The organism is Ligilactobacillus equi DSM 15833 = JCM 10991, from assembly GCF_001435735.1.
Lineage (GTDB): Bacteria > Bacillota > Bacilli > Lactobacillales > Lactobacillaceae > Ligilactobacillus > Ligilactobacillus equi.
In genome coordinates this window covers 61,985-86,536 of record NZ_AZFH01000181.1, presented here as the reverse complement: position 1 = coordinate 86,536, position 24,552 = coordinate 61,985, and the positions used below count along the sequence as shown (strand labels likewise).

The 24,552-nt window shown below is 40.8% G+C and carries 36 protein-coding genes and 1 pseudogene; 32 read left to right on the top strand and 5 right to left on the bottom strand.

What is annotated here, in order from left to right; genetic code table 11:
- The first annotated feature begins 8 nt into the window (after positions 1-8).
- The 21 genes and pseudogenes from rplB to FC36_RS09700 all read left to right on the top strand — a co-directional run bounded on the left by rplB (position 9) and on the right by FC36_RS09700 (position 12,435).
- Positions 9-842: a 50S ribosomal protein L2 gene (gene rplB, locus FC36_RS09800; protein ID WP_025020302.1), complete on the top strand. Its 834-nt coding sequence runs from the start codon at positions 9-11 to the stop codon at positions 840-842.
- A 51-nt stretch (positions 843-893) separates the two neighbouring features.
- Positions 894-1,178 (top strand): 30S ribosomal protein S19, encoded by a 285-nt coding sequence (rpsS, locus tag FC36_RS09795; protein ID WP_025020301.1) that lies wholly within the window; start codon positions 894-896, stop codon positions 1,176-1,178.
- 18 nt (positions 1,179-1,196) lie between these two features.
- Positions 1,197-1,544: a 50S ribosomal protein L22 gene (gene rplV, locus FC36_RS09790; protein ID WP_023859568.1), complete on the top strand. Its 348-nt coding sequence runs from the start codon at positions 1,197-1,199 to the stop codon at positions 1,542-1,544.
- Positions 1,545-1,557: 13 nt separating this feature from the next.
- Positions 1,558-2,255, top strand: a pseudogene (rpsC, locus tag FC36_RS09785) (30S ribosomal protein S3).
- Positions 2,221-2,655, top strand: coding sequence for a 50S ribosomal protein L16 (rplP, locus tag FC36_RS09780; RefSeq protein WP_023859570.1), 435 nt, complete (start codon positions 2,221-2,223; stop codon positions 2,653-2,655). Before rpsC ends, rplP begins: the two are co-directional and overlap by 35 nt.
- A complete protein-coding gene (rpmC, locus tag FC36_RS09775; RefSeq protein ID WP_023859571.1) occupies positions 2,645-2,839 on the top strand; it encodes a 50S ribosomal protein L29 in 195 nt (64 codons plus the stop codon). The genes rplP and rpmC overlap by 11 nt, the downstream gene beginning before the upstream one ends.
- A gap of 26 nt (positions 2,840-2,865) precedes the next feature.
- The gene (gene rpsQ / locus FC36_RS09770; protein WP_023859572.1) at positions 2,866-3,132 is read left to right on the top strand and encodes a 30S ribosomal protein S17; all 267 of its coding nucleotides are present in this window, start codon (positions 2,866-2,868) and stop codon (positions 3,130-3,132) included.
- Between the two features lie 72 nt (positions 3,133-3,204).
- The gene (rplN, locus tag FC36_RS09765) at positions 3,205-3,573 is read left to right on the top strand and encodes a 50S ribosomal protein L14 (protein WP_023859573.1); all 369 of its coding nucleotides are present in this window, start codon (positions 3,205-3,207) and stop codon (positions 3,571-3,573) included.
- A gap of 36 nt (positions 3,574-3,609) precedes the next feature.
- Positions 3,610-3,915 (top strand): 50S ribosomal protein L24, encoded by a 306-nt coding sequence (gene rplX / locus FC36_RS09760; protein WP_023859574.1) that lies wholly within the window; start codon positions 3,610-3,612, stop codon positions 3,913-3,915.
- Between the two features lie 29 nt (positions 3,916-3,944).
- Positions 3,945-4,487 carry a 50S ribosomal protein L5 gene (gene rplE, locus FC36_RS09755; RefSeq protein WP_023859575.1) on the top strand — a complete coding sequence of 181 codons (543 nt, stop codon included), beginning with the start codon at positions 3,945-3,947 and terminating at the stop codon, positions 4,485-4,487.
- 14 nt (positions 4,488-4,501) lie between these two features.
- Entirely contained in the window at positions 4,502-4,687 is a 186-nt protein-coding gene (locus FC36_RS09750) for a type Z 30S ribosomal protein S14 (RefSeq protein WP_035190578.1), read from the top strand.
- A gap of 35 nt (positions 4,688-4,722) precedes the next feature.
- Positions 4,723-5,121, top strand: coding sequence for a 30S ribosomal protein S8 (gene rpsH / locus FC36_RS09745; protein WP_025020299.1), 399 nt, complete (start codon positions 4,723-4,725; stop codon positions 5,119-5,121).
- A 31-nt stretch (positions 5,122-5,152) separates the two neighbouring features.
- Positions 5,153-5,689 carry a 50S ribosomal protein L6 gene (rplF, locus tag FC36_RS09740; protein WP_025020298.1) on the top strand — a complete coding sequence of 179 codons (537 nt, stop codon included), beginning with the start codon at positions 5,153-5,155 and terminating at the stop codon, positions 5,687-5,689.
- A 33-nt stretch (positions 5,690-5,722) separates the two neighbouring features.
- Positions 5,723-6,088: a 50S ribosomal protein L18 gene (gene rplR / locus FC36_RS09735; RefSeq protein WP_023859578.1), complete on the top strand. Its 366-nt coding sequence runs from the start codon at positions 5,723-5,725 to the stop codon at positions 6,086-6,088.
- Between the two features lie 21 nt (positions 6,089-6,109).
- On the top strand, positions 6,110-6,610 hold the full coding sequence (gene rpsE, locus FC36_RS09730) for a 30S ribosomal protein S5 (protein ID WP_023859579.1): 501 nt from the start codon (positions 6,110-6,112) through the stop codon (positions 6,608-6,610).
- 13 nt (positions 6,611-6,623) lie between these two features.
- A complete protein-coding gene (gene rpmD, locus FC36_RS09725; RefSeq protein WP_023859580.1) occupies positions 6,624-6,806 on the top strand; it encodes a 50S ribosomal protein L30 in 183 nt (60 codons plus the stop codon).
- A gap of 35 nt (positions 6,807-6,841) precedes the next feature.
- Positions 6,842-7,276 carry a 50S ribosomal protein L15 gene (rplO, locus tag FC36_RS09720; protein WP_023859581.1) on the top strand — a complete coding sequence of 145 codons (435 nt, stop codon included), beginning with the start codon at positions 6,842-6,844 and terminating at the stop codon, positions 7,274-7,276.
- On the top strand, positions 7,276-8,604 hold the full coding sequence (gene secY, locus FC36_RS09715; protein WP_023859582.1) for a preprotein translocase subunit SecY: 1,329 nt from the start codon (positions 7,276-7,278) through the stop codon (positions 8,602-8,604). Before rplO ends, secY begins: the two co-directional genes overlap by 1 nt.
- An 84-nt stretch (positions 8,605-8,688) precedes the next feature.
- Positions 8,689-9,345: an adenylate kinase gene (locus FC36_RS09710; RefSeq protein ID WP_023859583.1), complete on the top strand. Its 657-nt coding sequence runs from the start codon at positions 8,689-8,691 to the stop codon at positions 9,343-9,345.
- A gap of 165 nt (positions 9,346-9,510) precedes the next feature.
- The gene (locus FC36_RS09705; protein ID WP_023859584.1) at positions 9,511-11,136 is read left to right on the top strand and encodes a malolactic enzyme; all 1,626 of its coding nucleotides are present in this window, start codon (positions 9,511-9,513) and stop codon (positions 11,134-11,136) included.
- Between the two features lie 27 nt (positions 11,137-11,163).
- Entirely contained in the window at positions 11,164-12,435 is a 1,272-nt protein-coding gene (locus tag FC36_RS09700) for a 2-hydroxycarboxylate transporter family protein (protein ID WP_023859585.1), read from the top strand.
- A gap of 73 nt (positions 12,436-12,508) precedes the next feature.
- On the opposite strand, the gene FC36_RS09695 is transcribed toward FC36_RS09700, so the two are convergent.
- Positions 12,509-13,393 carry a LysR family transcriptional regulator gene (locus tag FC36_RS09695; RefSeq protein WP_023859586.1) on the bottom strand — a complete coding sequence of 295 codons (885 nt, stop codon included), beginning with the start codon at positions 13,391-13,393 and terminating at the stop codon, positions 12,509-12,511.
- 351 nt (positions 13,394-13,744) lie between these two features.
- Between FC36_RS09695 and infA the strand changes: the two genes are divergently transcribed.
- The 10 genes from infA to truA all read left to right on the top strand — a co-directional run bounded on the left by infA (position 13,745) and on the right by truA (position 19,862).
- A complete protein-coding gene (gene infA / locus FC36_RS09690; RefSeq protein ID WP_003689399.1) occupies positions 13,745-13,963 on the top strand; it encodes a translation initiation factor IF-1 in 219 nt (72 codons plus the stop codon).
- Between the two features lie 35 nt (positions 13,964-13,998).
- Positions 13,999-14,112, top strand: coding sequence for a 50S ribosomal protein L36 (gene rpmJ, locus FC36_RS09685; protein ID WP_025020296.1), 114 nt, complete (start codon positions 13,999-14,001; stop codon positions 14,110-14,112).
- A 25-nt stretch (positions 14,113-14,137) separates the two neighbouring features.
- Entirely contained in the window at positions 14,138-14,503 is a 366-nt protein-coding gene (rpsM, locus tag FC36_RS09680; RefSeq protein ID WP_023859588.1) for a 30S ribosomal protein S13, read from the top strand.
- Between the two features lie 30 nt (positions 14,504-14,533).
- Positions 14,534-14,920 (top strand): 30S ribosomal protein S11, encoded by a 387-nt coding sequence (gene rpsK, locus FC36_RS09675; RefSeq protein ID WP_023859589.1) that lies wholly within the window; start codon positions 14,534-14,536, stop codon positions 14,918-14,920.
- Between the two features lie 83 nt (positions 14,921-15,003).
- Positions 15,004-15,948 carry a DNA-directed RNA polymerase subunit alpha gene (locus tag FC36_RS09670; RefSeq protein ID WP_023859590.1) on the top strand — a complete coding sequence of 315 codons (945 nt, stop codon included), beginning with the start codon at positions 15,004-15,006 and terminating at the stop codon, positions 15,946-15,948.
- A 23-nt stretch (positions 15,949-15,971) separates the two neighbouring features.
- A complete protein-coding gene (rplQ, locus tag FC36_RS09665; protein ID WP_023859591.1) occupies positions 15,972-16,352 on the top strand; it encodes a 50S ribosomal protein L17 in 381 nt (126 codons plus the stop codon).
- 268 nt (positions 16,353-16,620) lie between these two features.
- Positions 16,621-17,460, top strand: coding sequence for an energy-coupling factor ABC transporter ATP-binding protein (locus FC36_RS09660; protein ID WP_025020295.1), 840 nt, complete (start codon positions 16,621-16,623; stop codon positions 17,458-17,460).
- Positions 17,436-18,308, top strand: a complete 873-nt coding sequence (locus FC36_RS09655; RefSeq protein WP_056986884.1) for an energy-coupling factor ABC transporter ATP-binding protein — start codon at positions 17,436-17,438, stop codon at positions 18,306-18,308. The genes FC36_RS09660 and FC36_RS09655 overlap by 25 nt, the downstream gene beginning before the upstream one ends.
- Positions 18,301-19,098, top strand: a complete 798-nt coding sequence (locus tag FC36_RS09650) for an energy-coupling factor transporter transmembrane component T family protein (RefSeq protein WP_025020294.1) — start codon at positions 18,301-18,303, stop codon at positions 19,096-19,098. The genes FC36_RS09655 and FC36_RS09650 overlap by 8 nt, the downstream gene beginning before the upstream one ends.
- 5 nt (positions 19,099-19,103) lie before the next feature.
- A complete protein-coding gene (gene truA, locus FC36_RS09645) occupies positions 19,104-19,862 on the top strand; it encodes a tRNA pseudouridine(38-40) synthase TruA (RefSeq protein ID WP_023859595.1) in 759 nt (252 codons plus the stop codon).
- Between the two features lie 70 nt (positions 19,863-19,932).
- Here the strand turns inward: truA and FC36_RS09640 are convergent, their stop codons facing one another.
- The 3 genes from FC36_RS09640 to FC36_RS09630 form a co-directional block, all read right to left on the bottom strand.
- Entirely contained in the window at positions 19,933-20,640 is a 708-nt protein-coding gene (locus tag FC36_RS09640; RefSeq protein ID WP_056986882.1) for a VIT1/CCC1 transporter family protein, read from the bottom strand.
- A 3-nt stretch (positions 20,641-20,643) separates the two neighbouring features.
- Positions 20,644-21,324, bottom strand: coding sequence for a VIT1/CCC1 transporter family protein (locus FC36_RS09635; RefSeq protein ID WP_056986880.1), 681 nt, complete (start codon positions 21,322-21,324; stop codon positions 20,644-20,646).
- A 75-nt stretch (positions 21,325-21,399) separates the two neighbouring features.
- On the bottom strand, positions 21,400-21,963 hold the full coding sequence (locus tag FC36_RS09630; RefSeq protein ID WP_023859598.1) for a sugar O-acetyltransferase: 564 nt from the start codon (positions 21,961-21,963) through the stop codon (positions 21,400-21,402).
- Positions 21,964-22,011: 48 nt separating this feature from the next.
- On the opposite strand from FC36_RS09630, the gene FC36_RS09625 reads away from it, so the two are divergent.
- Entirely contained in the window at positions 22,012-24,090 is a 2,079-nt protein-coding gene (locus FC36_RS09625; RefSeq protein ID WP_025020293.1) for a DNA topoisomerase III, read from the top strand.
- Positions 24,091-24,124: 34 nt separating this feature from the next.
- On the opposite strand, the gene FC36_RS09620 is transcribed toward FC36_RS09625, so the two are convergent.
- Positions 24,125-24,448: a DUF454 family protein gene (locus FC36_RS09620; RefSeq protein WP_025020292.1), complete on the bottom strand. Its 324-nt coding sequence runs from the start codon at positions 24,446-24,448 to the stop codon at positions 24,125-24,127.
- Positions 24,449-24,552: the final 104 nt, after the last annotated feature.

The window sequence follows — 24,552 nt, the reverse complement described above, 5'->3', positions numbered from 1 at the left end:
GCAAAACCGTGGGAATCAAGAAATTCAAACCAACCACAAACGGTCGGCGGAACATGACTGGTTCTGATTTCGCTGAAATCACTAAGACAAAGCCAGAAAAGTCCTTACTTGAATCACAAAGTAAGACTGCCGGTCGTAACTCTTACGGTCGCAAGACTGTTCGCCACCGTGGTGGTGGACACAAGCGTCAATACCGTTTGATTGACTTCAAGCGTATTAAAGATGACGTTCCTGCAACTGTTAAAGCAATCGAATATGATCCAAACCGTTCAGCTAACATCGCTTTAGTTGTTTACGCTGATGGTGTTAAGTCATACATCCTTGCACCAAAAGGCCTTGAAGTAGGTCAACAAATCCAATCAGGTAAAGGTGCCGACATCAAAGTTGGTAACGCAATGGCCTTAGCTGATATTCCTGATGGTACAGTTATCCACAACATCGAATTAAAGCCAGGTAAGGGTGGACAATTAGTTCGTTCAGCTGGTACTTCAGCTCAATTACTTGGTAAGGAAGGCAAGTACGCAATCGTACGTTTGGCTTCTGGTGAAACTCGCATGATTTTAGTTACATGTCGTGCAACAATCGGTGCTGTTGGTAACGAACAACACGGATTAATTAACATTGGTAAAGCCGGTCGTTCACGTTGGATGGGCAAGCGTCCTCAATCACGTGGTTCTGTAATGAACCCTAACGATCACCCACACGGTGGTGGGGAAGGTAAGGCACCTGTTGGTCGTCCATCTCCAATGTCACCATGGGGTAAGAAGACTACTGGTCTTAAGACTCGCTCTAAGAAGGCAAAATCAAACAAATTCATCATCCGTAGACGGAAGAAAAAATAATCGCTTAGTCGCTTAGGCGATTAACCTGTTATCTGGAAGGAGGATACACACTTGAGTCGTAGTTTGAAAAAAGGACCTTTTGTCGACGCACACTTGATGAAAAAGGTCGAAGCACAAGCTGATCAAGAAAAGAAGTCTGTAATCAAAACATGGTCACGTCGTTCCACAATTTTCCCTAGCTTTATTGGCTACACAATTGCTGTTTACGATGGTCGCAAGCATGTCCCAGTTTACATTCAAGAAGACATGGTAGGTCACAAGTTAGGTGAATTCGCACCAACTCGTACTTTCCACGGTCACGCAGCTGACGATAAGAAGACAGGCGTAAGAAAATAAGATAGGGAGGATATTTAAATGGCTGAACAAGTTACATCAGCAAAGGCAACTGCTAAGACAGTTCGAATCCCTGCACGTAAAGCACGTCTTGTGATCGATCTTATTCGTGGTAAGAAAGTTGCCGATGCAATGGGCATTTTGAAGTTTACACCACGTTCAGGTGCTCGTCTCATCGAAAAAGTATTAAAGTCTGCCGTTGCTAACGCAGAAAACAATTTTGACTTAGATGTTGAAGACTTATACGTTAGCGAAGCTTTTGTTAACGAAGGACCAACTATGAAACGTTTCCGTCCTCGTGCAAAGGGTTCTGCTTCCCCAATTAACAAGCGTACAAGTCACATCACTGTAGTCGTATCTGTAAAATAAGGAGGGATAACGCGTGGGTCAAAAAGTAAATCCAACTGGATTACGTGTCGGAGTTATTCGTGACTGGGATTCAAAATGGTTTGCAAACAACCAAGAATTTGCCGGTAACTTACACGAAGACTTAAGCATTCGTAGTTACATTGAAACAAAATTAGCCGACGCTTCTGTCTCTACCGTAGAAATTGAACGTGCTGCAAAGCGTGTTAACATTTCTATCCATACTGCAAAACCTGGTATGGTTATCGGTAAAGGCGGTTCTGAAGTAGAAAAACTTCGTAAAGAATTAAATAACTTAACAGGTAAGCGAGTTCACATTAACATTGTGGAAATCAAGAAACCTGATTTAGAAGCAAAATTAGTTGGTGAAAGCATTGCTCAACAATTGGAAAATCGTATCGCTTTCCGTCGTGCCATGAAGCAAGCTATCCAACGGACAATGCGTGCCGGTGCAAAAGGTATCAAGGTACAAGTTGCTGGTCGTTTGAATGGGGCAGATATGTCACGTGTTGAACGTTTCTCAGAAGGTACTGTGCCATTGCACACATTACGCGCAGATATCGATTACGCATGGGTTGAAGCTGCAACCACATACGGTAAGTTAGGTGTTAAAGTCTGGATTTACCGTGGTGAAGTTTTACCTACAAAGAAAGAAAAGTAAAAGGAGGGAAATGTACCTATGTTAGTACCAAAACGTACAAAGCACCGTCGTGAATTCCGCGGTAAGATGCGTGGTGAAGCTAAGGGTGGCAAGGAAGTCACTTTCGGTAAATACGGTATCCAAGCGTTAGATTCACACTGGATTACAAACCGTCAAATCGAAGCAGCCCGTATTGCTATGACTCGTTACATGAAGCGTGGTGGGAAAGTTTGGATTAAGATTTTCCCTCACAAGTCTTACACTGCTAAGGCTATTGGTGTTCGGATGGGTTCCGGTAAAGGTGCTCCTGAAGGTTGGGTAGCTCCAGTTAAGCGTGGTAAAGTTATGTTCGAAATCGACGGTGTATCCGAAGAAGTCGCACGTGAAGCTTTACGTCTTGCTTCTCACAAGCTCCCAGTTAAGACTAAGTTTGTAATACGTGAGGAAGTAGGTGGCGAATCAAATGAAGGCTAAAGAAATTAATGAATTAACCACTGCTGAAATGCTTGAAAAAGAAAAGCAATACAAAGAAGAATTATTCAACTTACGCTTCCAATTAGCTACCGGTCAATTAGAAAATACCGCACGCTTAAACAAAGTACGTAAGAATATCGCACGCATCAAAACAGCGTTGCGCCAAGCAGAATTAAACAAATAAGAATACGAAAAGGAGGCTAACCACTGATGAGTGAAGGTCGTAACCAACGCAAAGTCTACCAAGGACGTGTCGTTTCTGACAAAATGGATAAAACTATCACAGTTGTTGTTGAAACTTATGTAAACCACAAAGTTTACGGCAAGCGTGTTAAGTACTCAAAGAAGTTCAAAGCTCATGATGAAAACAACCAAGCTAAGACTGGTGACATCGTGAAAATTATGGAAACTCGTCCATTATCAGCTACAAAACGTTTCCGTTTATTAGAAATCGTTGAAGAAGCAGTTATTATCTAATTTTCTTTGATAAATAAGATATATCGCAGTTGATTCGTATTCTAATCTAATAACGAAAGGAGGACACACAAAGTGATCCAACAAGAAAGTCGTTTGAAAGTCGCTGATAACTCTGGTGCCCGCGAAATCTTAGTTATTAAGATTTTGGGTGGTTCCCGTGTCAAGACAGCTAATATCGGTGACATCATCGTTGCTACTGTTAAACAAGCAACACCAGGTGGCGTTGTCAAAAAAGGTGACGTCGTTAAGGCCGTTGTTGTTCGTACTAAGACTGGTGCACACCGTGCAGATGGCTCATACATCAAGTTTGATGAAAATGCGGCAGTTATCATTGGTGAAGACAAATCACCTAAGGGTACTCGTATCTTCGGGCCAGTTGCACGTGAATTACGTGACGGAAACTTCATGAAGATCGTTTCCTTGGCACCTGAAGTGTTATAATATTCCATCTATCTAACAAGGAGGTGCACAAGAAAAATGTTCGTCAAGAAAAATGACAAAGTTAAAGTAATTGCCGGTAAAGATAAGGGTAAGGAAGGCGTTATCGAAAAGGTTTTCCCTGCTAAGGACCGCGTGATTGTTAAGGGCGTTAACATCGTTAAGAAACACCAAAAGCCAACTAACGCAAACCCAAATGGTGGGATTGTTGAAGTTGAAGCACCAATCCACGTTTCTAACGTTATGCTCATCGATCCTTCTAACAACGAAGCAACACGTGTTGGCTTCAAGGTAGAAGATGGTAAGAAAGTTCGAGTTTCTAAAAAGACTGGTGAAACTCTTTAATATCGAGCAGAAAGGAGGATACTTTCTTCATGGTTAACCGTTTAAAGGAAAAATACACTAACGAAATCGTTCCATCAATGATGGAAAAATTCAACTACTCATCAATCATGCAAGCACCTAAGGTTGAAAAGATCGTGCTTAACATGGGTGTTGGTGATGCTGTAAGCAATGCTAAAAACTTAGACGAAGCAGTTGCAGAATTAACTTTGATTTCTGGTCAAAAGCCAGTTATCACACGTGCTAAGAAATCTATCGCTGGTTTCCGTTTACGTGAAGGTATGGCAATTGGTGCCAAAGTTACTTTACGTGGCCAACGTATGTACGACTTCTTAGACAAGTTAGTTTCTGTTTCATTGCCACGTGTCCGTGACTTCCACGGTGTAAGTAAGCGTGCTTTTGATGGTCGTGGGAACTACACATTAGGTGTACGTGAACAATTAATCTTCCCAGAAATCGACTTTGATGACGTTAACAAGGTTCGTGGTTTGGACATCGTTATCGTTACAACAGCTAACACTGACGAAGAATCTCGCGAATTATTAACTCAACTTGGTATGCCATTCGCTAAATAAGGAGGCTTAAAACATTGGCTAAAAAATCAATGATCGCTAAAAACAAGCGTCCGGCTAAGTTCTCAACTCAAGAATACACTCGTTGCGAACGTTGCGGCCGTCCACACTCTGTATATCGTAAATTCAAGTTATGCCGTGTTTGCCTGCGCGATCTTGCACACAAGGGTCAAATCCCTGGTATGAAGAAGGCTAGCTGGTAAACCAGTAACAACAAGATAAAGGAGGCAAACAAAACATGGTCATGACTGATCCAATCGCAGACTTTTTAACTCGTATTCGGAATGCTAACATGGTTAAGCACGAATCTGTTGAAATTCCTGCTTCAAAAATCAAGCGTGACATCGCCGAAATCCTCAAACGTGAAGGTTTCGTTCGCGATGTGGAATACATCGAAGATGACAAACAAGGCGTTATCCGTGTATTCTTGAAATACAGTACAGATAAAGAACGTGTAATCACAGGTCTTCGTCGTATCTCAAAGCCTGGTTTACGTAAATACGTTAAAGCAGATGCTGTTCCTAAGGTTTTAAACGGCTTAGGTATCGCTATCTTATCAACATCTGAAGGTGTTATCACAGACAAAGAAGCTCGCGCCAAGAAAATCGGTGGCGAAGTTATCGCTTACGTTTGGTAATAAATAAAGACAAGTAAGGAGGTGCCTACTAGTGAGTCGTATCGGTTTTAAAGAAGTTGATTTACCAGCAAACGTTGAAGTTAAGCAAGACGGCAACGTGGTGACTGTTAAAGGTCCTAAGGGTGAATTAACTCGTGAATTTGCAAAAGAAATTGCTATCAACATCGAAGGTAACGTGGTAACATTCACACGTTCATCAGATGATAGCAAGACAAAAGCTTTACACGGAACTACTCGTGCAAACTTCGCCAACATGGTTGAAGGTGTTTCTGAAGGTTTCAAGAAGGAACTTGAATTGCGTGGGGTTGGTTACCGTGCTCAAATGAAGGGTACAACATTAGTTCTTAATGTTGGTTACTCTCACCCAGTTGAATTCGAAAAGGAAGAAGGAGTTACTTTTGAAGCTCCATCTGCAACTTCCGTAATCGTATCTGGGATTAACAAAGAAGTAGTTGGTGATGTGGCAGCCCGCATTCGTGCTACTCGTGCACCAGAACCTTACAAGGGTAAAGGTATTCGCTACGTTGGTGAATATGTACGTCGTAAGGAAGGTAAGACTGGTAAGTAATAAACAGTTTTAACTGTTAATCAAATCTAAGAGGTGAAAATAGTGATTTCAAAACCAGACAAAAACAAGACACGTCAACGTCGTCACGCACGTGTTCGTGGTAAAATCTCTGGTACTTCTGAGTGCCCACGCTTAAATGTTTACCGTTCAAACAAAAACATCTACGCTCAAGTTATTGATGACGTAGCGGGTGTGACGCTAGTTAGTGCCTCTACTTTAGACAGCGAAGTTAGTGGTAATACTAAGACTGAACAAGCTGCTTCAGTAGGTAGTGTTGTTGCTAAACGTGCTGCTGAAAAAGGTATCACAGATGTTGTATTTGACCGTGGCGGATACCTATACCATGGTCGTGTGAAAGCTTTAGCTGAAGCTGCACGCGAAAATGGCTTAAACTTTTAGGAAAAGGAGGAAATAACGATAATGACTTTTATTGATCCAGCTCAATTAGAATTAGAAGATCGCGTTGTTGCGATTAACCGTGTTACTAAAGTTGTTAAAGGTGGACGTCGTCTTCGCTTTGCTGCTTTAGTTATCGTCGGTGACCACAATGGCCACGTAGGTTTCGGTACTGGTAAAGCTCAAGAAGTTCCAGAAGCTATCCGTAAGGCTGTTGAAGCTGCTCGTAAGAATTTAATCGAAGTTCCTATGGTTGGAACTACACTTCCTCACGAAGTTGTCGGTCAATACAGTGGTAGTCGTATTATGTTGAAGCCAGCCATCGCCGGTTCTGGGGTTGCTGCTGGTGGTGCGGTTCGTGCCGTTATGGAACTTGCCGGTGTTAGTGATGTTACAAGTAAATCATTAGGTTCTAACACACCAATCAACGTTGTTCGTGCTACAATTGATGGTTTAGTAAACATGAAGAGTGTTGAAGAAGTTGCTGCTTTACGTGGCGTTTCTGTTCAACACTTAGCAGATTAAGGAGGACAAATACATGGCTAACTTAAAAGTTACTTTAGTTCGTTCTGTCATTGGACGTCCTCAAAACCAACGCGAAATTGTTAAAGGTTTAGGCCTTGGCCGTATTAACAGCTCTGTTGTTGTTCCTGACAATGCAGCTATGCGCGGTGCAATTCGCAAAATCAATCACTTAGTGGACGTTGAATTGGCTAAATAGTCAAGCATTTAGTTAATAAGGAGGTGCCAACCCTAATGAAATTACATGAATTACAACCTGCAGAAGGCTCACGTCAAGTACGCAACCGTGTTGGTCGTGGTACTTCATCCGGTAACGGTAAGACAGCAGGTCGTGGTCAAAAAGGTCAAAAAGCTCGTTCTAAAGTACGTGTAGGTTTTGAAGGGGGACAAATGCCATTGTTCCGTCGTATGCCTAAACGTGGTTTCAAGAACATTAACCGTAAGGACTACGCAATTGTTAACTTAGAAACTTTAAACAAGTTCGAAGACGGTGCAGAAGTAACACCAGAATTGTTATTTGAAGCTGGTATCGTTAAGGACCAAAAAGATGGTATCAAAGTTTTAGGCAATGGTGAATTAAGCAAGAAGTTAGTTGTTAAGGCTAACAAGTTTAGTGCATCTGCTAAAGCTGCTATCGAAGCTAAAGGCGGTCAAGCTGAGGTGATCTAATGCTTAAGACAATGAAGAACGCTTTAGCTGTAAAAGAGATTCGTAAAAAGATCTTATTTACCTTAGGCGTCTTGATTGTATTTCGCTTAGGCACATATATCACTGTCCCTGGGATCAACGCAAAGGCTCTGTCCAGCGTTGCATCTTCAGGGTTAATTAGTATCTTGAACACTTTTAGTGGGGGCGGCTTGACGAACTATTCCATCTTGGCTATGGGGGTTTCCCCATACATTACTGCGCAAATTATTGTGCAATTATTACAAATGGATATAGTTCCTCGCTTTGTTGAATGGAGTAAACAGGGGGAAGTAGGTCGACGGAAGCTAAATCAAGTGACAAGATACTTGACGATTGTGCTTGCGTTTATACAATCAATTGGGATTACGGCTGGGTTCAACTATCTTTCGAGTTTGAACCTGGTGACTGATCCTGGTGTAAAAACATATGTTACTATCGGAATTATCCTGACAGGTGGAACCATGTTCACCACTTGGTTGGGGGATATGATTACTGATCGTGGGTTTGGTAACGGGATTTCTATGATTATCATGGCCGGTATCATTGCCCGCGTCCCAACTGGAATTCAACAGGTTTATTTAGATCAGTTTAGCGGAGTTGAAAAAGCTGATTTATGGCAACCAATTTTGTTTGTAGTGTTATTAGTGGTGGCGATTTTAATTATCGTTACTTTTGTGACTTATGTCCAACAAGCTACTTACAGGGTGCCAATTCGTTACACGCGACGTATGGCAGGGGCCACTGATAACTCTTATTTACCATTACGTGTCAACGTAGCGGGGGTTATTCCGGTTATCTTTGCCAGTTCATTCATTGCATTACCACAAACGATTTTGGTGGCTTTTGCAGAAAATCATTCAACCGATACTTGGTATAAGGTGATGACGAATATCTTCTCCACCACCACAGGAGCAGGTATGACCTTATACACAGTATTGATTGTCTTGTTTACTTTCTTCTATGCTTTTGTTCAAGTAAACCCTGAAAAAATGGCAGAAAACTTACAAAAGCAAGGCTCATACATTCCATCTGTATGGCCTGGATTGGAAACACAACGTTACGTTTCCCGCTTATTAATGCGGTTGTCAACCGTGGGGGCACTTTTCTTGGGGTTAGTTTCATTGATTCCATTAATTGCCTCTGCTTACTTTGGTTTAGACGAATCTATCGGTTTAGGTGGGACAAGTCTTTTAATTGTGATTGGGGTAACCCTTGAATCAATGCGCCAATTAGAAGGTATGACCATGAAACAAGAATATGTTGGATTTATTCGGGGCAATCGTCCGGCTGATTTAGATAGCAACAAATAAGAAGCAGGCTTAGGCCTGCTTTTTGTTTGCCATTTTTTATGGTATAATAAAACGTATGATGATTTAATCAAAGGAGATTTTATAATGGCAATGAATTTAATGTTAATGGGACTTCCTGGGGCTGGTAAAGGTACTCAAGCCGAAAGAATTGTTGATGCTTACAAGATTCCTCACATCTCAACGGGGGATATTTTCCGCGCAGCAATGAAGAATGAAACACCAATGGGATTGGAAGCCAAGAAGTACATTGATAAGGGTGAATTAGTACCTGACGAAGTTACGAATGGTATCGTTAAGGAACGTTTAGCCCAAGAAGACACTAAGGAAGGTTTCTTGTTGGATGGTTTTCCACGAAACATGGCTCAAGCTGAAGCTTTGGAAGAAATTGGTAAGGAATTAGGCCGCGAGTTAAACGGGGTAATCAACATTCACGTTGATCCAGAATCTTTGATGGAACGTTTAACGGGGCGTTACATCTGCCGGAACTGCGGTGCTACTTACCACAAGGTTTTCAATCCAACTAAGGTTGAAGGCACCTGTGACCGTTGTGGTGAACATGAATTCTACCAACGTGAAGATGATAAGCCAGAAACAGTTAAGAACCGCTTAGAAGTTAACATCAAGATGAATACTCCGTTACTTGACTTCTACGAAGCAAAGAATCTCTTACACCAAGTTGACGGTAATCAAGATATCGACAAAGTTTTTGCTGACGTAAAGGATGTCTTGGATAATTTATAAGATATTTAAAATCTGCTTTTGGGCAGATTTTTTTTGCGTATTGTTATAAACACGATTTATGCTAAAGGTAGAATTTGACTATAACGAAAAGTGCTTACTATAATAGCGATTGTCAACAAGCAATTTTGCGGTGTTAGATTTAAAAAAAATAATGGAGGTGCAACAATGCGTGCACATGAAGTTTTAAACGATCCATTCAAGAATAAAGGTACTGCCTTTACAATGGAAGAACGTCAAGAATTAGGATTAGTTGGGATTTTACCTCCTTACATCCAAACAATTCAGGAACAAGCTAAGCAAGCTTACGAACACTTTTCTAAGAAGCCATCTGACCTTGAAAAGCGTCACTTCTTAATGGAAATTTTCAATACAAATCGTACTCTGTTCTACTACTTATTTAGCCAACACTTGGAAGAATTCAATCCTATTGTCTATGATCCAGTGATTGCTGAAACCATTGAACAATATAGTGACTTATTTGTTGATCCACAATACGCTGCTTACTTAGATGTTAACCACCCTGAAAATATCGAAGAAACTTTGAAGAATGCAGCGGGTGACCGTGAAATTCGTTTGATTGTTGTTACTGACGCCGAAGGTATTTTAGGAATCGGTGACTGGGGTGTTCAAGGGGTTGACATCGCAGTAGGTAAGTTAATGATTTATACTGGTGCTGCCGGTATTAACCCAGAAAATGTCTTACCATTGGTTATCGATAACGGTACTAATCGTCAAGAATTATTAGACAACCCTAACTATTTAGGTAACCGTCATGCTCGTGTAAACGATGAAAAATACTTTGAATTCATTGACAAGTTTGTTAACATTGCCGAAAATCTCTTCCCTAAATTGTACTTACACTGGGAAGACTTCGGCCGTGAAACTGCTGCTGATATTTTAAATCGTTACAAGAATGATATTGCAACTTTCAACGACGATATCCAAGGTACTGGAATGATTGTTTTAGGTGGAGTTTTTGGTGCTTTAGATATTAAGAAAGAAAAGTTAACTGACCAAATTTACCTCTGCTATGGTGGTGGTTCGGCTGGTGCTGGGATTGCTGGTCGTGTTCACCAAGAGATGGTTATTAACGGTTTAACTGAAGAAGAAGCCTACAGTCGTTTCTTCATGGTTGATAAGCAAGGTCTCTTATTTGATGACATGGATGATTTAACTCCAGCCCAAAAACCATTTGCTAAGAAGCGCGCGGACTTTGCTAATGCTGGTGATATGACAAACTTAGCTGACATTATTAAAGCTACTAAGGCAACTATCTTAGTTGGGACTTCAACTAATGCCGGTGCCTTCACTCAGGAAGTTGTCGAAGCAATGTGTGCTAACACAGAACGTCCAGTGATTTTCCCTATTTCTAACCCAACGCGTAAACTTGAAGCAACTGCTGCACAAGTAATCGAATGGTCTAAGGGTAAAGCCTTTGTTGCAACGGGTGTTCCATCAGCTCCAGTTGAATATGAAGGAACAACTTACTACATTGGTCAAGCTAACAACGCTTTAGTTTACCCAGGTTTAGGTTTGGGAATGTTAGCTTCTGAAGCTAAGTTATTAACTGATGAAATGATGGGGCAAGCAGCGCGCTCATTGGGTGGTTTTGTTGATGTAACCCAACCGGGAGCACCTGTCTTACCTCCATTTAGTGCCATTAACGAAGTTTCCTTTAAGGTTGCCGAAGCTGTGGCTAAGGAAGCACAAAAGCAAGGTTTAGCACAAACAAAAGAAACTGATATGACTAAGGCCGTACGCGACCTTACATGGACTCCAGAATATAAATAATTTTTGAGTTCGGAGGCATATTAGAGAATGAAGAAGTTAAATGAAATTAAAATTTCCGGTGTAAGTTTGCCACTTTATGCTGGTTTGGTAATTATTTTGGCAATTACAATTGCAATGGGAAAATTACCAGCAAACATGTTGGGAATTACTTTTATGTTAATTGTATTAGGGCACTTATTTTATTATCTTGGTGAAATTTTGCCGATTTTTAAATCCTATTTAGGTGGTGGCTCAGTCTTTACCTTGTTGGCGGGGGCTGTAGTTTCGGCTTTAGGATGGATTCCTAAGGATTTAATTAGTGCTACCAATACTTTCATGAGTGATTGGGGTTTTCTTGATTTTTATATCGCTGCTCTAATCTGTGGAGCAATTTTAGGTATGAACCGTGACTTGTTAGTGAAAGCCTCAGCAAAGTTCATTCCGGTGGCATTAATTTCCATGGTGATTGGTGCACTAGCAGTAGGTGGTGTTGGAGCCTTATTAGGCCAAGGTTTTAGCCACTCAATTATGTATATCTCATTTGCGCAAATGGCTGGTGGGATGGGGGCTGGAATTGTGCCACTATCAAAGATTTATGCGGCTGGTTTACATGCTAACCAAGGAGTAATTCTTTCCACACTTGCTCCTGCCACAACTTTGGGAAATATTTTAGCAATTATTGGGGCAGTCTTTATTTCAAAGGCTTTTGCCAATACTAAGTATAATGGCCACGGGGTTTTAATTCCTGTAGATCCTTCACAATTAAAAAAGGAAAAAGTTCAATTAGATGCTAGTCGGATTGGTGTGGGACTAATGTTTGCCTTCATGTTGTTCTTAATCGGAACGATTTTGAATGCTTTTGTACCAAAGGTTCACGGCTACGCGTTCATGATTATCTTGGTCTTTATTTTAAAAGCGACTAACATTGTTCCTAAGGAACTTGAACAATCAGTAGTAATGTTCAATCAAGTTGTCATGACAAATTTAACTCACGCTGTCTTAGCAGGAATTGGTTTGGCTATGATTGACTTATCATCATTAGCTAGTGCGATGACTTGGCAATTTATTGTGCTGAGCTTAACTTCAGTTGTAGTTATGGGGTTGAGTGCAGCTATCATTGGGAAACTTTTAGGGTTATACCCAGTAGAAACTGCGATTGGTGCCGGGATGATTAACAACTCTATGGGTGGAACTGGTAACATTGCGGTCTTATCTGCTGCTGACCGGATGGAAATGATTGCCTTTGCGCAAATGGCTAACCGTTTAGGTGGGGCGATTATCTTAATCCTTGGAGGAATCTTAATTCCTTTCTTCCACTAACCAGTAAGTAAAGAATAATAATAAAACCACGAAAAAAAGTCGACAAAGTTATGCTTTGTCGACTTTTTCGTAGCTATTTAACACGTTTGATGAGTTTGATAAAACTGTCTAGTTCTTTGGGCAAAGAAAGGTTTTTAGGATAAGCATAGCTGATATAAAAAGTCATTTTTTCGTTATTAACTAAGGGGAGTTTGACTAAATCTTTTTCATCGGCTTTAGAAAGGGCTAGTCCAGATAAGAAAGAAATACCTTTATTCTGCTTAACGATTTGTTTGATAGCAGCTAAGTCATCGAGCATTAACGCAGGTTTAACTTGATCGCGGTAAAGATGATTTAGGCGGTTGAAGGCTGTCAAGTGGACATTATGTGAATCTAAGAGGACGAATTTTTCCTTTAAGGCATCGCGAAAAGCAATTTGTCGGTGCAAGGCAAGGGGATGCTTTTTGGATACCACAATATAAAATTCCTTGGTAAATAGAGGGGTAATTTCGAGGTGAGGATTTTGAATTGGCTCAAGTGAGCCCAATACACTTAAATCAAATTTACCTTCTTCTAAGCCAACCAAAAGATCGTTAGAACCTCCTCGGACAAATTTATACGTCGAAAGTTGTTCGAGGTCGTAATCTCGACCAGATAAAGTTTGGAAGATATAGTTTGAAATCATTGGGGGAAAGCCAATGGTGATATCAGGATGTAGGGACTCTTTGACCTTATTAACAGAATTAGAAACCAAGTTGATAATTTCTTCAGCTTGAGCGGCAAAAATTTCTCCTTGGCGTGTGAGAGCTACACTTCGATGGGATGGATCTTTGACGATTAAATCACATTCAAGTTTATCCTCGAGCCGTTTGATAGCATAAGAAATAGTGGGCTGACTGACGCCAAAATATTTGGCCGCACGGGTGAAGGAGTTGAGTTGTGATAATTGGTAAAAATATTCAATGTCTTTTAATTTCATTAATACATGTCCTCAATCTTTCTAACAAAATGGATGAAAACTCTGTTACTAGTAAAGAATTGTACCATAAAAATCGGAAGTAAAAGGTAATAAAATAATCCCTAATTAGAGAACAGGAGATTAAGAAATTAGTGAAAATATTTTCTCATAAAAAAATTAGTGAAATTTTAGATTTTTTTCTTGCACTATGGTGGGGGCTATGATATGATAAATCAGGTTTATCTTTTCAATAGGCTCAGTTTGCTCTTGAGAAGAGAGTAAACTGGCTTGCGGAAAAAGGTGGGACTCCAACAAAGCTTCTCACAATTTTCGTGTAAAGTTTTAAAACCAATTTTAAGGAGGTACTTTTGCGTGGCGAAAGATGATGTGATTGAAATTGAGGGTACGATCAAAGAAACGTTACCCAATGCGATGTTCAAGGTTGAACTCGAAAACGGGCATGAAATCTTAGCCCATGTTTCCGGTAAGATTCGGATGCACTACATTCGGATTTTACCAGGGGACAAGGTTACAGTTGAAATGTCCCCTTACGATTTGACTAAGGGTCGCATTACCTATCGCTTTAAATAGATTGTACTTTCGACACTATATAGGAGGTATAATTCATGAAAGTAAGACCATCAGTTAAACCAATGTGCGAACACTGCAAAGTAATCAAGCGTAAAGGTCGCGTTATGGTTATCTGCGCTAACCCAAAGCACAAACAACGTCAAGGATAATAATTAAACAGGAGGTGTAATTGTAATGGCTCGTATCGCAGGTGTCGATTTACCACGTAACAAGCGTATCGTAATCGGCTTAACTTATATTTACGGAATCGGTAACACAACAGCTAAGAAGGTTTTAGCTGAAGCCGAAGTTTCAGAAGATGTTCGCGTTCGCGACTTAACAGCAGATCAAGAAGATGCTATCCGTGCTGCTGTGGATAAGATTAAGGTTGAAGGTGACTTACGTCGTGAAGTTTCCTTAAACATCAAGCGTCTTTCAGAAATCGGTTCTTACCGCGGTCTACGTCACCGTCGTCATTTACCAGTTCGCGGTCAAAACACTAAGAACAACGCACGGACACGTAAAGGCCCAGCAATTTCAATTGCCGGTAAGAAGAAATAATTAATACTATAAAGGAGGTATAGCTAGTTCATGGCTGTTAAAAAATCACGTAAGCGTCGTGTGAAAAAAAATATTGAAACCGGCGTGGCACACATTCACTCAACTTTTAACAACACATTAGTTATGATTACTGATGTTCACGGTAACGCCGTAGCATGGTCATCAGCTGGTGCGTTAGGTTTCAAGGGTTCTCGTAAGTCTACTCCATTTGCTGCTCAAATGGCTTCAGAAGCTGCTGCCAAAGCTGCAATGGACCATGGTATGAAGAACGTTGAAGTTGCCGTTAAAGGCCCAGGTTCCGGTCGTGAAGCCGCAATTCGTGCGCTTCAAACAACTGGTCTTGAAGTTACATCTATTAAGGATGTTACACCAGTTCCTCACAATGGATGCCGTCCTCCAAAGCGCCGTCGTGTTTAATTTGGAGTAGTTTTCATTTTGAGGGCAACTCATAATGTTTGCACCAGATTACACGTTACGTTTTGAAAGGGGTAAAGATAAGAATGATCGAATTTGAAAAGCCAAAAATTCACAAAATCAAAGAAGAAACAAACTACGGTAAGTTCGTTATCGAACCACTTGAACGTGGTTATGGTACAACTTTAGGTAACTCGTTACGTCGTACTTTGTTATCTTCTTTACCAGGTGCTGCCATCACTGATATTCAAATTGATGGTGTGTTACACGAATTTTCCACTGTTGAAGGTGTGTTAGAAGACGTAACCACAATTATTTTGAACTTGAAAAAAGTGGCATTGAAGATGGACTCAGAAGAAAGCCAAACACTGGAAATTGATGTTGTCGGTCCGTTAGAAGTAACAGCCGGTGATATTAAAGGACCTAGCGACGTTGAAGTGTTAAATGATGATTTATATATTGCAACGGTTGCTGAAGGTCACTCACTCCACGTGCGGATGACTGCGGACAAAGGTCGTGGCTATGTTTCTGCAAATGAAAACAAAGCTAAGAACGACGATATGCCTATCGGTGTCTTGGCAATTGACTCTATTTATACCCCGATCGAACGTGTCAACTACCAAGTAGAAAAAACACGTGTTGGTCAAAAAAATGATTACGACAAGTTAACGTTAGATGTTTGGACTAACGGTTCAATCACTCCAAGTGAAGCAATTAGCTTGTCTGCAAAAATTTTAACAGAGCACTTAACTTTATTTGTTGATTTAACTGATGAAGCCAAGAATGTTGAAATTATGGTGGAAAAAGAAGAATCACACAAAGAAAAGATGCTCGAAATGACAATTGAGGAACTTGATTTATCTGTTCGTTCATACAACTGTTTGAAGCGTGCAGGAATCAATACAGTTCAAGAATTAACTAACAAGTCTGAAGCTGATATGATGAAGGTCCGTAACTTGGGTCGCAAGTCATTAGAAGAAGTTAAGGCTAAGTTAGCTGATTTAGAATTATCCTTACGTCATGATGACTAAGAATTAAGGGAGGGAAATATTTCATGGCATACCGTAAATTAGGTCGCACAAGTGCACACCGTAAAGCAATGTTACGGAACTTGACTACTGACTTACTTGTTAACGGCAAAATCGTTACAACTGAAACACGCGCTAAAGAAGTTCGCAAATTTGCTGAAAAGATGATCACTTTAGGCAAGAAGGGTGATTTAGCTTCTCGTCGTCGCGCAGCAGCTTTTGTAATGGACGTTGTTGCTGACGTTAAAGAAACTGAAGACAAGGTTGTTGTTCAAACTGCTTTGCAAAAGTTATTTGACGATGTAGCACCTCGTTACGCTGAACGCAATGGTGGTTACACTCGTATCTTAAAGATGGAACAACGTCGTGGTGACGCAGCTAAGATGGCTGTTCTTGAATTAGTTTAATACTAATAAATTTTAAGATTATTTTGTCACTTTCATAATGATAACTGGGCGTTACGATGATGGGGTAAAATCCAAGTCTAGTCCTAAGTAGCCGTTAGGTGAAACCTTCATTATGAAAAGTGATTTTTTATTTGGAGTAAAATGCTCCCTATCGGGTTAAATAGATAAGCGGTTGAGATTTTCGTCTTAACCGCTTTTGTGTGTTATAATTTAATTAGTGTTGCTTTTAACAATAACAATATAAATAACATCAAGTGAGGGATAAGCAATGAGTGAAGTTATTAAAATTAAAAATCTTACTTATCGCTACGATGAAGAACAAAGTAAACCAACCTTAGATAATTTAAATTTAACGATTGAAGCGGGTCAATGGGTGGCTTTAATTGGTCATAATGGGAGTGGGAAAAGCACCCTGACTAAACTCTTAGATGGTCTTTTGGTGGCTGACCAAGGCCAAATTGAAGTTGCCGATTTAGTTTTAAATGAAGAAACCGTTTGGGACGTGCGTGCTAATATCGGAATTGTCTTCCAAAATCCAGATAACCAGTTTGTCGGCGCTGATGTTGAAGGTGATGTGGCTTTTGGTTTAGAAAACCAAGGTACCGAGCATTCCGAAATGGTTAAGCGGGTAACTGATGCCCTTGAAGCGGTTAATATGTCAGCCTTCGCTAAAAAGCAACCTGAACACCTTTCTGGAGGGCAAAAGCAACGGGTAGCTATTGCGGGAGTGCTTGCTTTGCGGCCGAAAATTATTATTTTTGATGAAGCTACTAGTATGCTCGATCCTAAAGGTCGACGGGAAATTGTTCAAATGATGCAGCAGCTTAACCACGAAGAAGGCTTCACAGTAATTTCAATTACCCATGATATTGATGAAGCGGCTTTAGCGGATCGGATTATCGTGTTGAATGATGGGGTGATTACATTGGATGGTCAGCCTACGGAAGTTTTCCAACATGCCCAAGAGTTAGAAGCCATGGGGTTGGGTTTACCCTATTCAGAGCAGCTTAAACAGGCTTTAAAAGCAGAAGGACTAGCAACCCCAAGTCAATATCTAGATGAAGAAGGGATGGTGGACTGGTTATGGCAATTACTTTCCAAGAACTAGGCTATGCCTATCAAGCCAATACCCCCATGGAACAAAGAGCCTTGAGTGGCGTTTCGACCACGATTAATGATCACTCTTATACCGCAATTATTGGTCATACGGGGAGTGGAAAGTCAACCTTACTTCAACACCTCAACGGGCTTTTAAAGCCTACCGAGGGAAGTTTAGAGGTTAACGGTTATCACATCACACCAGAAACCAAAAATAAGGAATTGAATAGTTTAAGACGCCAGGTGGGATTTGTTTTTCAATTTCCAGAAGCTCAACTTTTTGAAGAAACCGTTCTTAAAGACATTGCTTTTGCTCCCAAAAACTTTGGTAGAAGTGAGGCAGAAGCATTGGCAATTGCGAAACGGGTTGCTCAAGATGTCAATCTACCAGAGGAACTCTGGGGAAAGTCACCATTTGAACTTTCTGGCGGACAAATGCGACGCGTGGCGATTGCTGGAATTTTGGCGATGGAGCCACAAGTTTTAGTTTTAGATGAACCAACGGCCGGCCTTGATCCTCAAGGACGCCAAGAGATGATGGAACTATTCAAACGTCTCCACGATCAAAAGAGCTTAACGACGATTTTAGTGACTCACAATATGAATGATGTCGCCAATTATGCGGACCATGTTTTAGTTATGGAGGGGGGGCACCTGATTAAAGAAGGGCAACCACGTGAAATTTTTGCGGATCCCCAGTGGCTTTTAGACCACCACTTAGGTTTACCACAGACCACGGCTTTTGCCTACAAGTTGATGCAAAGAGGCTTGAAGTTTGAGCAAATTCCATTGACTAAGCTAGAATTAGCGCGTGATTTAGCACAACTTTATCGTCAAGGAGGTATCCGAGATGTCTAATTTCTTGTTAGGACGTTATTTAAGTGGCGATTCTTTCGTACACCGCTTAGATGCGCGAGCTAAATTAATTTTAAGTATGTATTTCATCTTGATTATTTTTTTAGCTAACAATGTCTGGACTTATGGCCTCTTATTTTTAGTGGTAATGTTATCAGTAATGATGTCACAAATAAAATTAGGCTTTTTCCTTAAAGGTTTACGCCCGTTACTCTGGTTGATTATTTTTACCGTTGTTTTGCAAATCTTCTTCACCAGTGGTGGTCATGTTTACTGGCAATGGGGGATTTTATCCTTAACCAGCTTTGGATTGGTCAATGGAATCTATGTTTTTTGTCGGTTTGTCTTGATTATTTTCATGTCAACCTTATTGACTGTAACGACTTCACCGCTGGAAATTTCCGATGGATTGGAGTCTTTGATGAAGCCTCTGGCTTACCTAAAGGTTCCCGTTTATGAAATTGCTTTAATGTTATCCATTGCTTTACGTTTCGTGCCCACCTTATTGGATGAAACCCAAAAGATTATGAACGCCCAACGTTCACGAGGAGTAAATTTTGGTCAAGGCAAGATTAAAGACCAAGTTAAAGCGGTAATTCCGCTGTTAATCCCCCTTTTTGTTTCGGCTTTTAATCGTGCTGAAGATTTAGCCACGGCTATGGAAGCGCGAGGTTATCGTGGTGGTCAAGGTCGGACAAAATACCGTCAAAATAAGTGGCAATGTGCTGATAGCTTAGCGCTAGTGTTCTTCTTGTTAGTGACGGTTGCTTTATTATTTTTAAGAAAGATGTAGAAAAAATGCAACGTTATAAAATTACGATGGCCTATGATGGTACAAATTTTGCCGGTTTTCAAAGACAACCTAATCAAAGAACGATCCAAGGGACCTTGGAAAATGCTGTTAATAAAATGAGTAAGTTCGATGATTTCATCACGATTCACGGTTCGGGGCGGACGGATGCCGGGGTACATGCTTTGGCGCAAGTGGCCCACTTTGATTTTCCTCATGACATTCCAGCTCAAGGGATGATGCGAGGACTAAATGCTATCCTACCTTTAGAAATTGAAATTATTGACTGTGAGATTGTTGATGCGAACTTCCATTCGCGTTTCTCAACCCATGGTAAGCGTTACCTCTACCGAGTAAGTCGAGGACGCTTTACCAATCCTTTCAAACGCAATTATACTGGACATTATAAGTATGCTTTGGATATTGAGCGAATTAAGCAAGCTATGCCTGATGTAGAAGGTACGCACGATTATTCCAGTTTTGTGGCTTCAGGAAGTCAAACTGATGACCATGTACGGACGATTTACGAGGCTACGGTGCGTGAAGATCAAGCAAATGATGAAGTGATTTTTGAATTCTACGGCAATGGTTTTTTATATAATCAAGTGCGGATTATGGTGGGGACGCTCCTACAAATTGGTAACGGCAGTCGTCCAATTCATGATTTTTTGCGGCTCTATGAAGTCAAAGACCGAGCTGAAGCACGAGAAACTGCCCCAGCTTCTGGGCTTTACTTAAAAGAAGTCGTTTATCCCAAAGAAGATTAAGCAACAAGTTTGAAAGCTTGTTGCTTTTTTGGGTAAAAGAAAACAGCCAAGAAGTCCTGGCTGTTAATTGTTATAAGAGCAAACCTAAACTATAGTGGATAATCATCGTTAAAATTCCGACAATTAAATTCCGAAATACAGCAATTTTAACTAAACCGTTCCCTAATTTGGCACTCAAGAATCCAGTAATAGAAACGGAGATACAAACGGCCACGATAGTTGCTTGCCACATAAGGTGGGCGGGAAAGAGGCTCATAGCTAGGAGGGGCAAAATACCACCTAGTGAAGCAGAGATAAGAGAAGAGAAGGCCGCGTCCCAAGGGTTCATGTATTCCCCCAAGGTTAAATCATATTTGACCGCCACCACAGTTTCCAGGGGCTTTTTACTTAAGAGGTCGCGCGCGATTTCATCGGCGGTGTCGGGGCTAATCCCTTGTTCTTGATAGTAGGCACTAACGGCGGCTAATTCTTCTTCAGGATTAGTGTCGAGTTTTCTTTGCTCCAAGGCAACGGCTTCTTTTTCGGTATCACTTTGAGTAGACACTGACGCATACTCGCCAGAAGCCATGGAGAAAGCACAGGCAATCAAATCAGCCAAGCCGGCAATAAAAATGGTAAAGCGGTTGGGCGTGGCGACGGCCACGGAAAAGAGGACCCCGACGACAGTTAAAATACCATCGTTAGCGCCTAAAACGCCGGCACGTAAGGTATTCATGCGTTCTTCCATGGACTTAGTTTTTTTAGGATGTTTCTTTAAAATTAAATTCTTTTTAAACATTGTTTAGCCCCCAATCAAAGTCCCAATGGTATAAGTAACTACCATAGTTAAAATCCCGGAAATCACATTTCGTAAAACCCCACGCCAGCGGTTAGCTTTGCTTAAAATGGCGGCGCTGTAACCGGTGATAGCTAAAGCGATAATTACGGCAATAAAGGTTATAAGCACTCGATCAGATGGATTAGAAAGTGAGATAGAGGCCAGCGGAAGAATCGAACCAATTGGGAAAGAGACTAAGGAAGCAAAGGCGGCATCGTAGGGGTTGATAACGTTTTGGACATCAAATCCGAAACGTTCCCGAATAGTTGTTCGGACCGGATCTTTGGTCATCATTTCGTAGGTGGCTTTGTGAGCTAATTCAGGCGCAATTCCGCGAGCCAAGTATTTTTCCTTGATAAAATCAAATTCGTGTTGGTAATTGTTTTTCAAAGCCACTTCTTGTTCCATAATAGCTTTTTTTTGAGCATCTTTTTGGGCATGGACCGAAACGTATTCACCCATCGCCATCGAGACAGAACCGGCTAACATCCCGGCAATCCCAGAAATAAAGATGGCAAAGTTATCGGTTGAGGCTCCAGCAACCCCAACAACAATTCCAGCTACAGAGAGAATACCATCATTGGCGCCCATAACTGCTGCCCGCAAGATATTAATTTTTTGGGCAAGTGTCCGCTTTTTTTTCATAATTAATCCCCTCGATTAAAATTATTTTCGTGAATATTATAATGCCAAAATAAGTGGGATGCAATTTAAATGGTTTCATTTTTTGATTTTTCTCTGGATGCGAGCGGGATTACCAACCGCAACGCAATTTTTAGGAATATCATGGGTTACCACAGCTCCGGCCCCAATAATAGTATTTTCCCCAATGGTAACCCCGGGGAGGATAATAGCATTGGCACCAATCCAGACCCCATCTTCAATGGTAATCGGGGCAGCGGTGCAGGCGCCAGTTTTACGCAAAGCTGGGTCAGTAGCCTGGTTAACCGTGATAAAGGTAGTTTTAGGTGCTACGTTGATATTATTTCCAAAAGTGACTGGCGCATAGTCCAGGATGGTTACATCATGATTAAAAAAGACATTGTTTCCCAGGAAAATGTTAAAGCCGAAACTGCAGTTAAAATTGGGTTCGATATAAGGCTCAGCACCAATTTTTCCAAAGAGTTCATGTAAAAGACTATAATCATAGCGATTTTCATGGTAGACTTGATTATTGAATAGGCGTGTAATCTGGGCTGCATTCTGTTGCGCTTGTAACAGGTCGGGGTCCTTGCTAGGAATGGATTTTTGGGCGAGTTTAGCCCGAATAAGTTCTGTTTTCAAAAAATCACCTCACGCTAATTGTACCATGGAAAAAGAGGAAATAAATTTATGGGAAAACAACTAATTTTAGCGGAAAAGCCCAGTGTGGCCCGCGATATCGCCAAAATTTTAGGCGCTAATGAAAATAAAAAAACGTACTATGAAGGTAAGAAGGTCGTTGTAACCTGGGCTTTAGGTCACTTGTTAACTTTAAAAATGCCCGAAGACCTCAACAAAAATTGGCAAAAATGGGATTTAGAAAGCCTCCCTATGGTCCCAAAATATTTTGGAATTAAACCTTTACCACGTTCACGCGGACAATTAAATACGATAAAAAAATTGGCCCAACGCAAGGATATTACGGAAGCTGTGATTGCTACGGATGCAGGGCGTGAGGGGGAACTAGTGGCGCGATGGATTTTTGAATATGTGAAATTACAAAAGCCCCTTAAGCGACTTTGGATTTCTTCTCAAACGACTAAAGCGGTAAAGGAAGGGTTTGCCCACCTCAAAAATGGTCGGGATTATGATAATCTCTACCAATCGGCCTTAGCTCGGAGTCAAGCTGATTGGTTAGTTGGTTTAAATGTGACCCGTGCTTTAACGGTTAAATATCAAGATAACTTATCAGCTGGTCGGGTCCAAACCCCAACCTTGGCCATGGTACGCAAGCAAGAAGAAAAGATTGAAAGTTTTAAACCACAAAAGTACTACCAAATATCGCTTTTAGCCCAAGGACAAACAGCGAAGATGCAAATGAAGAATCAATTTGCCTTCAAAACCCGGCAAGAAGCCCAAGATGTAGTTAACCAACTCAAACAAGGTCAAGGTCAAGTAAGTAAAGTTGAGGGGAAAGAAAAGTCACAAGGTGCACCACTCTTATACGATTTAACGGAATTACAACAAGAAGCTAACCGGCGTTATGGTTACTCAGCTAAAAAGACCTTATCTTTGGTTCAAAGTCTTTATGAAATTCACAAAGTCGTGTCTTATCCTCGAACTGACAGTAAGTACCTTTCTAATGATATTAAGGCGACATTAAAGGATCGCTTACGGGCAGTGAAAAACTTAGCTCCTGAAGCCGAAAGCTATCTTAAAGAGGGTGCGCAAATTCGCCAAGCGAAGATTTTCAACAATGCCAAGGTGACAGACCACTACGCCTTGATTCCAACAGAACAAACGCCTAATTATGCCAAACTATCCGGGGATGAACACAAAATTTATACTTTGATTGTCAAGCGTTTCTTAGGAATCTTCGCTAAGGCTCACAGGATTAAGCAAGAAAAAACGACGGTGAGCTTTGGGGAGGAGAAATTTATTTTCAGCCAAAGTCGTGTCTTAGAAGCTGGTTGGAAGGAAGAAGAGACTCCAAGTGCTAAGGTAACGCCTTTTAAGAAAGGGCAGACAATTACACCTAATTTCCGGATTGAAGAAAAACTTACGACACCACCTGCTGCTTTAAGTGAAGGTGCACTTTTAGCACAGATGGAAAAACATGGTCTTGGTACTCCGGCGACGCGGGCGGAAATCATTGAAAAACTGATTAAGTCTGAATTGATGGAACGCAGTGGAAATATGCTCAAGGTTACACCTAAGGGTAAGCAGTTATTGAAATTAGTTAATCCGAGTTTAGTAACACCAGAATTAACTGCTAAGTGGGAAAAACAATTAGAAGATATTGCTCATGGCAAGTTTAGTCGCCAGGCCTTTATTAAGGAAATTACTTCAGAAACTAAGTTATTAGTGAATGAAGTCAAGTCCAGTCAAGCTAACTACCAAGATTTCTCCTTAACTCAAAAGAAGTGTCCAGACTGCGGCGCTCAATTGCGGGAAAAGAATACCAGGGACGGTAAGATTTTAATCTGTACCAATACGGAATGTTCTTACCGGCGTCGGGCGGAAGCTAAGGTTTCTAATCACCGTTGTCCGCAATGTCATAAAAAGATGCTAATTGTAACAGGTAAGAATGGAGACTACTTCAAGTGTAAGTATGATGGTACCACAGAAAAAATGGAAAAAGGTGGCAAGAAAGGTAAAAAGAAGATGACCAAGCGGGAAGAACGTCGCCTAATGCAAAAGATTAATCAAGATAACGAACCACAAGAAAGTGCCTTAGCTCAAGCGCTCAAAGCAGCTATGGGTAAGTAAAGCAAAAATGCTGAGGATATCCACCTCAGCATTTTTACTTGAAAATTGTCGTATAAACCAATAAAAGTAAATTGAACCACATAATATGGTACCAAGTTTGAAAACGACGCTTTTCAAATTTCATTTTTTCTTTCTGAAAAAAGGCATCGAACTTGGGAGCATAGCTGTGGTGTAACTTTTGATAAAGTCGCTGTCTTTGTAGCCAGCGATGAAATTTTTCCGAAAACTGTGCTAAACAGAAGATTCCGGCTAAAAAGAAGGGAATCTGTGGTAGGACAGGTAACATCAAGCCTACTCCCGTCAAGACGAAAAAGACGATGGCCAAGACTAGCCATAATGAACGTTTAAAATACTTCATGGCAACACCTCACTTACCAAATCATGTGTAATTAATTCTAAGATAATTATAACATCAATAAAACGTTTACAAAAGAGGGAGCTAAATCTTAAAGAAAAAGAAAG

Coding starts and splice junctions, on each gene's coding strand:
- FC36_RS09655 (WP_056986884.1), top strand. CDS start 17,436: ATGGCAATTACTTTCCAAGAACTAGGCTATGCCTATCAAGCCAATACC.
- rpsM (WP_023859588.1), top strand. CDS start 14,138: ATGGCTCGTATCGCAGGTGTCGATTTACCACGTAACAAGCGTATCGTA.
- secY (WP_023859582.1), top strand. CDS start 7,276: ATGCTTAAGACAATGAAGAACGCTTTAGCTGTAAAAGAGATTCGTAAA.
- FC36_RS09700 (WP_023859585.1), top strand. CDS start 11,164: ATGAAGAAGTTAAATGAAATTAAAATTTCCGGTGTAAGTTTGCCACTT.
- FC36_RS09650 (WP_025020294.1), top strand. CDS start 18,301: ATGTCTAATTTCTTGTTAGGACGTTATTTAAGTGGCGATTCTTTCGTA.
- rpmD (WP_023859580.1), top strand. CDS start 6,624: ATGGCTAACTTAAAAGTTACTTTAGTTCGTTCTGTCATTGGACGTCCT.
- FC36_RS09710 (WP_023859583.1), top strand. CDS start 8,689: ATGGCAATGAATTTAATGTTAATGGGACTTCCTGGGGCTGGTAAAGGT.
- FC36_RS09640 (WP_056986882.1), bottom strand. CDS start 20,640: ATGTTTAAAAAGAATTTAATTTTAAAGAAACATCCTAAAAAAACTAAG.
- FC36_RS09660 (WP_025020295.1), top strand. CDS start 16,621: ATGAGTGAAGTTATTAAAATTAAAAATCTTACTTATCGCTACGATGAA.
- FC36_RS09705 (WP_023859584.1), top strand. CDS start 9,511: ATGCGTGCACATGAAGTTTTAAACGATCCATTCAAGAATAAAGGTACT.
- rpmC (WP_023859571.1), top strand. CDS start 2,645: ATGAAGGCTAAAGAAATTAATGAATTAACCACTGCTGAAATGCTTGAA.
- FC36_RS09695 (WP_023859586.1), bottom strand. CDS start 13,393: ATGAAATTAAAAGACATTGAATATTTTTACCAATTATCACAACTCAAC.
- rpsK (WP_023859589.1), top strand. CDS start 14,534: ATGGCTGTTAAAAAATCACGTAAGCGTCGTGTGAAAAAAAATATTGAA.
- FC36_RS09620 (WP_025020292.1), bottom strand. CDS start 24,448: ATGAAGTATTTTAAACGTTCATTATGGCTAGTCTTGGCCATCGTCTTT.
- rplV (WP_023859568.1), top strand. CDS start 1,197: ATGGCTGAACAAGTTACATCAGCAAAGGCAACTGCTAAGACAGTTCGA.
- rplO (WP_023859581.1), top strand. CDS start 6,842: ATGAAATTACATGAATTACAACCTGCAGAAGGCTCACGTCAAGTACGC.
- truA (WP_023859595.1), top strand. CDS start 19,104: ATGCAACGTTATAAAATTACGATGGCCTATGATGGTACAAATTTTGCC.
- rplP (WP_023859570.1), top strand. CDS start 2,221: ATGTTAGTACCAAAACGTACAAAGCACCGTCGTGAATTCCGCGGTAAG.
- rplE (WP_023859575.1), top strand. CDS start 3,945: ATGGTTAACCGTTTAAAGGAAAAATACACTAACGAAATCGTTCCATCA.
- rplQ (WP_023859591.1), top strand. CDS start 15,972: ATGGCATACCGTAAATTAGGTCGCACAAGTGCACACCGTAAAGCAATG.
- FC36_RS09635 (WP_056986880.1), bottom strand. CDS start 21,324: ATGAAAAAAAAGCGGACACTTGCCCAAAAAATTAATATCTTGCGGGCA.
- rpmJ (WP_025020296.1), top strand. CDS start 13,999: ATGAAAGTAAGACCATCAGTTAAACCAATGTGCGAACACTGCAAAGTA.
- FC36_RS09625 (WP_025020293.1), top strand. CDS start 22,012: ATGGGAAAACAACTAATTTTAGCGGAAAAGCCCAGTGTGGCCCGCGAT.
- rpsQ (WP_023859572.1), top strand. CDS start 2,866: ATGAGTGAAGGTCGTAACCAACGCAAAGTCTACCAAGGACGTGTCGTT.
- FC36_RS09670 (WP_023859590.1), top strand. CDS start 15,004: ATGATCGAATTTGAAAAGCCAAAAATTCACAAAATCAAAGAAGAAACA.
- rpsH (WP_025020299.1), top strand. CDS start 4,723: ATGGTCATGACTGATCCAATCGCAGACTTTTTAACTCGTATTCGGAAT.
- rpsE (WP_023859579.1), top strand. CDS start 6,110: ATGACTTTTATTGATCCAGCTCAATTAGAATTAGAAGATCGCGTTGTT.
- rplX (WP_023859574.1), top strand. CDS start 3,610: ATGTTCGTCAAGAAAAATGACAAAGTTAAAGTAATTGCCGGTAAAGAT.